The 11146-nt window shown below is 65.0% G+C and carries 13 protein-coding genes and 1 pseudogene; 11 read left to right on the top strand and 3 right to left on the bottom strand.

From position 1 onward, the window contains the following. Nucleotides 1-57: 57 nt before the first annotated feature. Entirely contained in the window at nucleotides 58-951 is an 894-nt protein-coding gene (locus tag JOY90_RS07195; protein ID WP_291690453.1) for a YihY/virulence factor BrkB family protein, read from the bottom strand. 125 nt (nucleotides 952-1076) lie between these two features. Here JOY90_RS07195 and JOY90_RS07190 point away from each other — a divergent pair, with 125 nt between their 5' ends. The 8 genes and pseudogenes from JOY90_RS07190 to JOY90_RS07155 all read left to right on the top strand — a co-directional run bounded on the left by JOY90_RS07190 (nucleotide 1077) and on the right by JOY90_RS07155 (nucleotide 6367). Then, nucleotides 1077-1271 (top strand): twin transmembrane helix small protein, encoded by a 195-nt coding sequence (locus JOY90_RS07190; protein WP_291690452.1) that lies wholly within the window; start codon nucleotides 1077-1079, stop codon nucleotides 1269-1271. 15 nt (nucleotides 1272-1286) lie between these two features. Next, a complete protein-coding gene (locus JOY90_RS07185; RefSeq protein WP_291690451.1) occupies nucleotides 1287-1859 on the top strand; it encodes a cob(I)yrinic acid a,c-diamide adenosyltransferase in 573 nt (190 codons plus the stop codon). 114 nt (nucleotides 1860-1973) lie between these two features. Then, a complete protein-coding gene (locus JOY90_RS07180; protein ID WP_291690450.1) occupies nucleotides 1974-2723 on the top strand; it encodes an electron transfer flavoprotein subunit beta/FixA family protein in 750 nt (249 codons plus the stop codon). Between the two features lies 1 nt (nucleotide 2724). Next, complete coding sequence (locus tag JOY90_RS07175; RefSeq protein ID WP_291690449.1) at nucleotides 2725-3675, top strand: FAD-binding protein; 951 nt, start codon at nucleotides 2725-2727, stop codon at nucleotides 3673-3675. Between the two features lie 88 nt (nucleotides 3676-3763). Continuing rightward, entirely contained in the window at nucleotides 3764-4642 is an 879-nt protein-coding gene (locus tag JOY90_RS07170; RefSeq protein WP_291690448.1) for a 3-hydroxybutyryl-CoA dehydrogenase, read from the top strand. Nucleotides 4643-5129: 487 nt separating this feature from the next. After that, the gene (locus JOY90_RS07165; protein WP_291690447.1) at nucleotides 5130-5738 is read left to right on the top strand and encodes a hypothetical protein; all 609 of its coding nucleotides are present in this window, start codon (nucleotides 5130-5132) and stop codon (nucleotides 5736-5738) included. A gap of 39 nt (nucleotides 5739-5777) precedes the next feature. Continuing rightward, nucleotides 5778-6008 (top strand): annotated as a pseudogene (locus JOY90_RS07160) (ABC transporter substrate-binding protein); the annotation flags it as partial. 158 nt (nucleotides 6009-6166) lie between these two features. After that, nucleotides 6167-6367: a hypothetical protein gene (locus JOY90_RS07155; RefSeq protein ID WP_291690454.1), complete on the top strand. Its 201-nt coding sequence runs from the start codon at nucleotides 6167-6169 to the stop codon at nucleotides 6365-6367. Nucleotides 6368-6382: 15 nt separating this feature from the next. On the opposite strand, the gene JOY90_RS07150 is transcribed toward JOY90_RS07155, so the two are convergent. Further along, a complete protein-coding gene (locus JOY90_RS07150; RefSeq protein WP_291690446.1) occupies nucleotides 6383-7069 on the bottom strand; it encodes a TlpA disulfide reductase family protein in 687 nt (228 codons plus the stop codon). 111 nt (nucleotides 7070-7180) lie between these two features. On the opposite strand from JOY90_RS07150, the gene argH reads away from it, so the two are divergent. From argH to lysA, 3 genes are all read left to right on the top strand, one after another. Beyond that, nucleotides 7181-8572, top strand: a complete 1392-nt coding sequence (gene argH / locus JOY90_RS07145) for an argininosuccinate lyase (protein ID WP_291690445.1) — start codon at nucleotides 7181-7183, stop codon at nucleotides 8570-8572. Between the two features lie 97 nt (nucleotides 8573-8669). Further along, complete coding sequence (locus tag JOY90_RS07140; protein WP_291690444.1) at nucleotides 8670-8963, top strand: lipoprotein; 294 nt, start codon at nucleotides 8670-8672, stop codon at nucleotides 8961-8963. A gap of 126 nt (nucleotides 8964-9089) precedes the next feature. Beyond that, the gene (lysA, locus tag JOY90_RS07135; RefSeq protein WP_291690443.1) at nucleotides 9090-10352 is read left to right on the top strand and encodes a diaminopimelate decarboxylase; all 1263 of its coding nucleotides are present in this window, start codon (nucleotides 9090-9092) and stop codon (nucleotides 10350-10352) included. A gap of 79 nt (nucleotides 10353-10431) precedes the next feature. Here the strand turns inward: lysA and JOY90_RS07130 are convergent. Then, nucleotides 10432-11146 (bottom strand): NAD(P)-dependent oxidoreductase (locus tag JOY90_RS07130; protein ID WP_291690442.1); only part of this gene is annotated, 715 nt, incomplete at its 5' end.

The raw sequence follows: 11146 nt of genomic DNA, 5'->3' as shown, positions 1-11146 counted from the left end.
CCGGCAGCGGCGACGACGAGGCGGCCTCGCGCGAAGCCGGGGCCGACGCCTTCCTGCTCAAGCCTGTGTCTCCGCGGGCTTTAGCGACTGCGCTGCTTGAAGCGACACGCCGCGCGGCAGCCGCGACTTGATGATCGCCGCATTCAGTTCGCCGCCGAACACGAAGATCGCCGCGATGAAATAGAGGAACACCAGCGCGATGATGACCGAGGCCAGCCCCGCATACATCGTGACATAGCGGTTGGCGAACCGCGCCAGATATTCGCCGAATACGATACCCGACACCAGCGAGGCCACGAAGGTGAAGACGATGCCCGGCAAGATTTGCAGGAAGCTCCGGCGCCCGGCCGGAAGCCAGGCATGCAGGATGAAAAGGGCGGCGATCAGTGCCGCGATAGTGATGCCGTAGCGGGCCAGATGGAGAATCTGCTCGTTCGACTCGACGATCAGGGGAATGTAATGCCGTGCCGCTTCCAGGATCAGCGGACCGAGCACGATCAGAAATGCCATGGCGAGCGCGGAAAAGGCCGCCACCAGGGTGTAGCCGATCGATTCCAGGCGCAGCCAGTACCAGCGACGCGGCTCGACCACCGCGTAGGCGCGGTTGAGCGCGACCCGGAGCGCCTCGACGCCGTTCGAGGCGAAATACAGCGAAAGTGCGGCGCCGATGGTCAGCGCATTGGTGCTGGTCGTGGTCAGGACGTCGTGGATCTGTCCCGAGACCGTATCGGCCACCTGCTGCGGCCAGGTCTGGAACATCAGCGCCGTCGCCTGGTCGGCGAGATCCTTGGAGCCGAAAAAGCCGGCCAGCGACGTCAGCACGATCACGAACGGAAACATTGCCATCAGGGTCGACAGCGCGATGTGGCTGGCGATGGCCCAGCCGTCGTCGGCAAGGAACGTGTAGAAAGCGTCCATGGTGACGTGGAAGACGTAGCGAACAGGCTTCACAATTCACTCTCAGCGGCGACGGTGCCCCGGGCTTCGATCCGGCGACGCACCATACCAGATCGTGGCGAGGCCGTTCGCGCCGCTTCCGGTTGGCGGACGGCTTTGCACAGTGTTATGTAGCGACGATGGCTGCCATTTTAAGCAAGATCATTCTTCCCATCGCCGTCGGCGCGGTCGCGCTGGTGCTGCTGCTCGGCCTCTTCAACATGATGCGGGGCGGCTCGCCGAACCTGTCGCAGCGGCTGATGCGTCTGCGCGTGCTGCTGCAATTCGTCGCCATCATCATCACGATGTTCGCGCTGTGGGTCATGGGTCGGTAACAACCGGAGTCCGGCATGGTCGTGCTCAATCGAATCTATACCCGCACCGGTGACGACGGCACGACGGCTCTCGGCAATGGGGAGCGCCGCCCCAAATACGACTTGCGCATCGCGGCCTATGGAACCGTGGACGAGACCAATGCCGCGATCGGCGTGGCGCGGTTGCACCTGAACGATCTGCCCGCGGTGGACTCGATGCTGGCGCTGATCCAGAACGACCTGTTCGATCTCGGCGCCGATCTCGCGGTGCCCCAGCGCGAGGGCAAGGCCGAGCGCCTGCGGATGCTCGCGAGCCAGGTCCAGCGGCTGGAGCGCGACATCGACGGCCTGAATGCCGACCTCGCGCCGCTGACCTCGTTCGTGCTGCCGGGCGGGACGCCGGCCGCCGCCCATCTGCATCTGGCGCGCACCATTTGCCGCCGGGCGGAGCGGGCGATGGTGGAACTCGCCGGCAAGCCCGACGAGCCGGTCAACGAAGCCGCAATCCAGTACGTCAACCGCCTGTCGGATTTCCTCTTTGTTGCGAGCCGTGCGGCCAACCAGAACGGCGCCGGGGACGTGCTCTGGGTCCCCGGCCAGAGCCGTTAAGGATGGCCGGGCCTGGGGGTGATTTTTGCCCCTCGCGCGTTGACCGGGGTGGGCGAGCGCTTTAGGTTCCACGCAAAGCCTATCAACCCCTGAATTCGCGCTGAAAGAGGATCGATGAAGGTTCTGGTGCCGGTGAAACGGGTGGTCGACTACAACGTGAAGGTCCGCGTCAAGAGCGATGGCTCCGGCGTCGAGCTTGCCAACGTCAAGATGTCGATGAATCCGTTCGACGAAATCGCCGTCGAGGAGGCCCTGCGGCTGAAGGAGGCCGGCAAGGCAACCGAGGTCGTGGTGGTATCCATCGGCCCCGCGCAGGCCTCCGAGACCATCCGCACCGGGCTCGCGATGGGTGCCGACCGCGGCATCCTGGTGAAGGCCGACGGCAATGTCGAACCGCTGGCGGTGGCCAAGATCCTGAAGAAGGTCGCCGAGGAGGAGCAGCCGGGCCTGATCATTCTGGGCAAGCAGGCGATCGACGACGATTCCAACCAAACCGGCCAGATGCTGGCTGCTCTGCTCGGCTGGTCGCAGGCGACCTTCGCCTCCAAGGTCGAGGTCGACGGCGCCGATTTCAAGGTCACGCGCGAGGTCGATGGCGGCCTCCAGACGGTGAAACTCATGGGGCCCGCGATCGTAACTACCGATCTGCGGCTGAACGAGCCGCGCTACGCCTCGCTGCCGAACATCATGAAAGCCAAGAAGAAGCCGATCGCCGAGAAGACCGCCGCCGATACCGGCGTCGATCTCACCCCGCATCTGGAAATCCTCAGGACATCGGAGCCGCCGGGCCGCAAGGGCGGCGTCAAGGTCAAGGACGTCGCCGAACTCGTCTCGAAGCTGAAGAACGAAGCGGGGGTTCTCTGAGATGACCACGCTGTTGCTTGCCGAGCATGAGCACGAAACCCTCAAGGACGTCACCAACAAGGCGCTGACTGCCGCGGCCCAGCTCGGCGGCGACGTGCATGTCCTCGTCGCCGGCGGTGGCGAGGGTACCAAGGCGGCTGCGGAAGCTGCCGCCAAGCTCGAGGGTGTCAAGAAGGTGCTGCTGGCCGAAGGTCCGGCCTACGCGCACGATCTCGCCGAGCCACTGGCCGCGCTGATCGTGTCGCTGGCGGGGGGCTATGACGCCTTCGTGGCGCCTGCGACCTCGCGCTTCAAGAACGTGATGCCGCGCGTCGCCGCGCTGCTCGACGTGATGCAGGTGTCCGAGATCATCAAGGTGGTCGCGCCCGATACGTTCGAGCGGCCGATCTATGCCGGCAACGCGATCCAGACCGTGAAGTCCAAGGATGCCAAGAAGGTCATCACGGTCCGAACCTCGACATTCGCGGCCACCGGCACGGGCGGCAGCGCGCCGGTCGAGAGCGCCACCGCAGCGGCCGATCCGGGCCTCTCCAGTTTCGTTGGCGAGGAGGTGGCGAAGAGCGACCGCCCCGAGCTGACCTCGGCCAAGATCATCGTCTCCGGCGGCCGCGCCATGCAAAGCCGGGAGAATTTCGCCAAATATATCGAGCCGCTGGCGGACAAGCTGGGTGCGGGCGTCGGCGCCTCGCGTGCCGCCGTCGACGCCGGCTATGCGCCGAACGACTGGCAGGTCGGACAGACCGGCAAGGTGGTGGCTCCGGAACTCTATGTCGCGGTCGGCATTTCCGGTGCGATCCAGCATCTGGCCGGCATGAAGGACTCCAAGGTGATCGTCGCGATCAACAAGGACGAGGATGCGCCGATCTTCCAGGTCGCCGATTATGGCCTGGTGGCCGACCTCTACCAGGCCGTCCCCGAGCTGACCGAGCAACTCGGCAAGCTCGGCAAATGATATCGAAACGCCGGCCGGCGAGATCGCCGGCCGGCGTTGTTGTTGCAAGGAATGGGCAGGCGCGCGCCGCGCGCTGTTGGATGACACGATGGCGATGATCAAGAAGGTCGGTGTGATCGGCTCGGGCCAGATGGGCAACGGCATCGCGCATGTCGCGGCGCTGGCCGGTTTCGACGTGGCGCTCAACGACCTCTCGGCCGATCGACTGAAGTCCGCGCTTGCGACCATCAATGGCAACCTCTCGCGTCAGGTCGCCAAAAAGGTCATCACCGAGGAGGTCCGCAACCAGGCACTCGGCCGGATCGTGCCGACCGACAGCATCGATGGATTGGCGGACTGCGATCTGGTGATCGAGAGCGCGGTGGAGAAGGAGGAGGTCAAGCGCAAGATCTTCCACGACCTCTGCGTCGTGCTGAAGGCCGACGCGGTGATCGCCTCCAATACCTCCTCGATCTCGATTACGCGGCTGGCGGCAACCACCGACCGGCCGGAGCGCTTCATCGGCATTCATTTCATGAACCCGGTGCCGCTGATGGAGCTGGTCGAGCTGATCCGCGGCATCGCCACCGACGATTCGACCTTCGAGGCGGCCAAGGAGTTCGTCGGCCGGCTCGGCAAGCAGGTCGCGGTGTCGGAGGATTTCCCCGCCTTCATCGTCAATCGCATCCTGCTGCCGATGATCAACGAGGCGATCTACACGCTCTATGAAGGCGTCGGCAACGTGGAGGCCATCGATGCGGCCATGAAGCTCGGGGCTCACCATCCGATGGGCCCGTTGGAGCTCGCCGATTTCATCGGCCTGGATACCTGCCTGTCGATCATGCAGGTGCTGCATGAGGGGCTCGCCGATTCCAAATACCGTCCGTGCCCGCTACTCGTGAAATATGTCGAGGCCGGCTGGCTCGGACGCAAGACGCAGCGCGGCTTCTACGACTATCGCGGACCCAAGCCGATCCCGACGCGCTAGTTCGGCTCGCGCCGATGCATGAACACTTCGCGGGTGCGGCAAGTCGGTCGACTGCCGCCTCAGCATCAACATCATACCGACGGCATTCAGCCGTGCTCGCTAATAATTTGCAGAACCTGGCGGTTCTGCCCTGATTCGAACTTAGTGATATCGTGGCTTGAGCGAGGCTCGGCGGCGGAAGCGAAAGACTGTCCGGTGCCGGGCGGCAGCGCTTCTCATGTGGCTGGCAAGGGCGCTGTTTGCCGGGAGTGAGTAGAGTAACGGTCTCAATGGCGAAACCGCTTTGTGTTGATATCAGGTGTGACGCGATGCGGTCTCGCTTGATGCGCGATTCATGCGCCCCGACAGTTTGTCGTTTTCATTGCGAAAGGTCATTGGTCGGCATCTCCCGTTCCGGGAGCTTTCTTCTTTGTGAATCTTGACGCCCGTTTGATCGGAGCAAGTCCCGCGGCGATCGAATATCAGAGGACTCACAGGAAGGAAGTTGATGAGTGTCGACGGCAGGCCGGAGCAGAGGAGCCCGCAGGATCCAATTCAATACGCACCGCGCCGGACTCGCGAAAGCCCGGCGAAATTGCCATCTGACGCCGGCGGGGCCGAGCTTCGGTCCCAAGGCAATCTCGTGCCGGCGGCCGGCTTGTTCCAGCGGGCAATGGTTCCGGCTTCGCATTTCCTATTTCGTGAAGCGCTGCGGCGCCCGCTCGACGCGCAGGCCTTGGCCGAGCTTTCGGCACTGGCGCGTGAATACGAGGGGTCGCCGATGCTGTTCGGCTCGGTCGCTCGCCTCGTTGCGGCGGTCGGATTCTCGGCCGTCGTTGCTCTATTGGTTGCGATCATGATGCCGGGTTTCCGGCAAGCCGACACCGCATCATTCCCGGCGGCGAAGGTTCAACAATATTCCGCGGCCCCGTCCGTGCGATCGCAGGATCAGCGGTCGAGCGACGAGGCGGCCAAACCTGCGATTACCGAATTTCGATCCCTGCTTGCGCGGTCGGGAGAGCCGACCGCGCCGGCCGATCGCGATCAATCCAATAAGCTGCTGCAGCAATTCATGCAGTGGCAAAAAAAAACTCCGGCGGAGGACGCCCAGAAATGAATACTCGCAGAAAAAGACATGTTTGATCCATGGATCAACATTTCCTTCGAGGGCTGCATCGCGGCCAACATCCTGATCGACGCTCTCAAACGATGTGGTCCGCAATTCGACACCGAGAAGCTCGTGGACGTGCTCGAGAACACGCACAATCTGGACCTCGGTCTCGGAACGCCGCTCAGCTTTGGCCGCGGCGAGCACCAGGCCTCGCACAAGGTCTGGGGAACGCAGCTCGAGCCGGACGGAAAGTACGAGTCGATCGACCTCGAATGACGGCTGCAAGCCGCCCGCGGCCGGCCCTTCGCCATGGTCCGCCGGGGCGAACCGTGCGTCCGACTACCCTTGTCACCTGGACGCGGTCAATTCTGCCGATCTCTACCGCTCGTTAATACCTCCGGCGTAAGGTACCGCCGGAAGTCGAGGTGTTGCGTATGGACATGAGCTTGGTGGGCGCCATGCTGGCGGCGCAGGCAGGGGCCATCCAGACGAAGGTGGCCGACAGCCTGTTGAAATCGAACCTGGATTCGCAGGCCGCCAACGTTCAGACGCTGCTCGGCGCAGCCGACCAGGGCGCCAGTTCGCTGGCCAATGTGGCAGCCGGCATCGGCACCGGCCTCGATATTTCGGTCTGATATCAGCTCTTTCCGCTAAAATGCGGCTGCCGCCGGCTTGATCGCGGCGGTGATCAGCTTGACCGCGTCATCGCTGTCCCACTGCGCGGGGCCTGCAATCGTCGCGATCTCGCAACCCTGGTTGTCGATGAGCACGGACGTGGGCATGCCCAGCGCCCTGCCGATCGCCTTGAGATCCTGAAAGACCTTGGCGTCCTGGTCGTTGAAGTAGCCGAGCCGGTCGAGCTTTCCCTCTTTCAGGAAATTCTTCACTTTTTCAGCGTCGCGTGTGTCGATGTTGACCGCCACCACCTCGAAGTTCGGTCCCTCCAGCTTCTCCTGCAGGCCCTCGAGCGCCGGCATCTCCTTGCGGCAGGGCACGCACCAAGTCGCCCAGAGGTTCAATAATACTGTCTTGCCGCGCCAGTCGGACAGCTTCTTCGGCTGGCCGTCGGCATCCTGGAAGGCCAGATCGGGCAGGCGCAGCGGGCTCGAGGCCATGGTGAGCGCCGCGACCTCGCCATGGGCGAGCGGCGCGATCTTGCGGGCGGTTTCCACAGCCGGGCGGCAGGCGGGATCGCCGGAGGCCCGCTTCAGGCCGCCGACCCCGAAAATCCCGGCATAGCCGATAGCGCCGCCAATCAGCACCGCGAGGACCGCGATCGGAATCCGGCGCGCCGCCATGGGGACAGGTTTGGGGTGTTCGGGCATATCGTTTGTCATGCTGGCTCAGATACGGCTATGCAGAGGCCTATATTACGGCCGGCGCGAGCCGGCAAACGGCCAGGGCCGGTCCGCGCGCGGATGTGAACGAGGATCATCGGGCAAGGGATCATGAGCAACCAGATGTGGGGCGGACGGTTTTCCGAGCGTCCCGATGCGATCATGGAGGAAATCAACGCCTCCATCGACGTCGACCGGCACCTCTACGCCCAGGACATCGCCGCCTCGAAGGCCCATGCGGCGATGCTGGCGGCGCAGGGCATCATCAGCGCGGAGGACGCGAACGGCATCGGCCAGGGCCTGGACACCGTGCTGTCCGAGATCCGCAAGGGCACTTTCGACTTCAAGCGGTCGCTTGAGGACATTCACATGAATGTCGAGAGCCGGCTGGCGGAGCTGATCGGTCCCGCCGCGGGAAGGCTGCACACCGCGCGCTCGCGCAATGACCAGGTCGCGACCGATTTCCGGCTCTACGTCCGCGACGCTATCGACGAATTCGACGCCGCGCTGGCTGCCTTCCAACGCGCCCTGGTCAAGCGCGCCATCGAGCATGCCGGCACCGTGATGCCGGGCTTCACGCATCTACAGACGGCGCAGCCGGTGACCTTCGGGCATCATCTGCTCGCCTATGTCGAGATGGCCGCGCGCGACCGCGGCCGCTTTGCCGATGCGCGCAGGCGGCTGAACGAATCCCCGCTCGGCGCCGCGGCACTGGCCGGCACCTCGTTTCCGATCGACCGCGAGGCCACCGCCGAGGCGCTCGGATTCGAACGGCCGATGGCCAATTCGCTCGATGCCGTGTCCGACCGCGACTTCGTGCTGGAGACGCTCTCGGCCGCCGCGATCACGGCCGTTCACCTGTCGCGTTTTGCCGAGGAGATCGTGGTCTGGACCTCGCCGCTGGTCGGCCTGGTTCGGCTGAGCGACAAGTTCACCACCGGCTCCTCGATCATGCCGCAGAAGCGCAACCCTGACGCGGCCGAGCTGGTGCGCGCCAAGACCGGCCGGGTGATCGGCGCGCTCACCGCGCTCCTGATCGTGATGAAGGGGCTGCCGCTCGCCTACCAGAAGGACATGCAGGAGGACAAGGAAGGCGCAATCGAGGCCTTTGCCGCGCTGTCGCTCGCGATCCGCGCCATGACCGGCATGGTCGAGGATCTGGTGCCGGATGAAGCGCGGATGAAGCTGGCCGCCGGCGACGGCTATGCCACGGCGACCGATCTCGCCGACTGGCTGGTGCGGACGCTGAACATGCCGTTCCGCGATGCTCACCATGTCACCGGACGAATCGTCGCCCGGGCGGCGAAGGACGGCGTCGCCCTGCACCAACTGTCACTCCAGGCCATGCAGGAGATCGAGCCGCGGATCACCGCTGAGGCGCTGCGCGTACTGTCGGTGGAAGCCTCGGTGCAAAGCCGGACCAGCTTCGGCGGCACCGCGCCGGACAACGTGGCTTCTCAGGCACAGGCCTGGGCAAAACGGCTGGAAAGCGAGCGAAAGTAGGGCTGGCAAGCAAATTTCGCTGCAATTTCATGGTCCACGGACCCTCGCCAGAGCAGGGCAATGTTTGTATGGTGCGGCCCGCATTGGGGATCCTGTCGTGAATCGTAACTTCCGCCCGACGGCTTCGGGATGGGCCATCATTCTGCTGAGCGCGGCGTCACTCGTGCTCGGTGCGTGCGGGCGCAAGGGCCCGCTGGACCTGCCGCCCACCGCCTCGGCACCGACCGCTTCGGCGGCGCCGGCGACGACCGAGACGCAGTCAGATGCGGCGAGCAAGGGAACCACCCTGTTCGGCTCGAACTATACCGCGGACGCGCCGCCCCAGGCCGCCAGGGGCCAGAAGAAGTCGTTCCTGCTTGATCCGCTGCTCGGACCCGGGCCTCACGATTGAGACGGGAAGCAGCTCGCGTCGGGGCTGATTCGGCGCGCCGCCGGCTTGGCTCGCCCTCGCCGATCTTGACATTCGCCGGAATTTTTCCGCAATTGCGCCCGCGAACGCGAAGGTCAGGCGAGTCCCATGAACCATTTCGACTATCGCGACGGCGTGCTGCACGCCGAGGCGGTCAACCTCGCCGACATTGCGCGGGCCGTCGGCACGCCGTTCTATTGCTATTCGACCGCGACGCTGGAGCGACACTACCGCGTCTTCGCGGAGGCGTTCGCCGGCGAGAAGATTCTCGTCTGCTACGCCATGAAGGCCAATTCCAACCAGTCGGTGCTGCGCACGCTGGCGAAGCTCGGCGCCGGCGCCGACGTGGTGTCGGGCGGCGAGTTGCAGCGGGCGCTTGCCGCCGGCATCCCGCCGCGGAAGATCCTGTTCTCCGGCGTCGGCAAGACCGAGGCCGAGCTGCGGGCCGCGCTCGCCGCCGACATCCTCTGCATCAACGTGGAATCCGAGCCGGAGCTCGAGCTGCTCTCACGGCTGGCCAAGGAGACCGGCCGACTTGCGCGGATCTCGGTGCGGGTGAACCCGGACGTCGACGCCGGCACACATGCCAAGATCTCCACCGGCAAGTCCGAGAACAAGTTCGGCATCCCGCTGTCGCGGGCGCGCGAGGTCTATGCCCGTGCGGCCAGGCTGCCGGGCATCGAGGTGACCGGCACCGACGTTCACATCGGCAGCCAGATCACCGACCTCGGCCGCATGGAGGAGGCGTACCGCATCCTCGCCGAATTCGTGCAGACGCTGCGCGCCGACGGCCACACCATCTCGCATGTCGATTTCGGCGGCGGGCTCGGCATTCCCTATTACAGGGACCGCGAGGCGCCGCCCGCGCCCGACGCCTATGCCGCCATGGTCAAGCGCGTCGCCCACAATCTCGGCTGCACGCTGATGTTCGAGCCGGGGCGGATGATCGTCGGCAATGCCGGCATTCTGGTCGCCCGGGTGATCTATGTGAAGCATGGCGAGGCCAAGAATTTCGTCGTGATCGACGCGGCGATGAACGACCTGATCCGGCCGACGCTGTACGAGGCGCATCACGACATTCTGCCGGTGGTGCAGGACAAGCGCGCCCGCATCGTCACGGCCGACGTGGTCGGTCCGGTCTGCGAGAGCGGTGACTATCTCGCGCTCGACCGCAAGCTGAGTGAGCCGAAGCCCGGTGATCTGCTCGCGATCATGACGGCCGGCGCCTATGGCGCCGTGCAGTCCGGCACCTACAATACGCGGCCGCTGGTGCCGGAAGTGCTGGTCAAGGAGAACCAGTATGCCGTGGTGCGCCCGCGCCTCGACGTCGAGGCGCTGATCGCGATGGATAGGCCGGCGCCGTGGTTGTGACGGTCGAACGCTGAGCCGCGTTGTCAGGCGGCTCGATGAGGCAGCGCGTTGCGCGATCCCGTTCGCTCGCAACGACGGTTCACTTCCCCGTCGCGCCGCCGCCCTTTCCGCTGCCGCCGACCACGACGCCCGCCGCCTTCTCGATCGGCTGGATCGCGGCCGTGAAGTCCGACTCCGGGCCCATCTGGGCGATGACAGTCTCCCATAGCCGGCCGACTGCTTCTGCGACCTCCATCCTGAGCCCAAGGCACTTCATTTCCTCGAGCGCGAGCCGGACGTCCTTCACCATCAAGCCGGTGGCAAAGCCGAAATCGAACGAGCGTGGCAGAACCGAGCGCGGAAACTTGTCGCGGCTCGCGGTGTTCATGCCCGAGCCGAAATTGACCACGTCGATCACTACCTTCGGATCGAGCCCGGACTTGACGCCCATCACCACCGCTTCCGAGGTCGCGACCATCGCGGTCGCCGACAGGAAGTTGTTGGCGAGCTTCATGGTCTGCGCGGCGCCCGGCTTTTCGCCGATGAAGAACAGCTTGCCGATCACCGCGGGCGCAGGCTTCACGGTTTCGAACTCGGCACGCGGGCCCGAGACCATCACCGCGAGCGTGCCGTTCTCCGCGCCGCCGACCCCGCCGGAGACGGGACTGTCCAACTGCACGACGCCGCGCCTGGCGAGCAGCCCCTGAATTTTCGCCGCCATCTGCGAGCCGACGGTCGACAGATCGATGAAGCGCTTGACGCGGCTGCCTTCGATCACGCCGTCCTTGCCGGTCGCGACATCGAGCGATGCCTGC

The sequence above is a fragment of the Bradyrhizobium sp. genome, from assembly GCF_019242285.1.
Classification (GTDB): Bacteria; Pseudomonadota; Alphaproteobacteria; order Rhizobiales; family Xanthobacteraceae; genus Bradyrhizobium.
This window is presented reverse-complemented; position numbering and strand designations above follow the sequence as displayed.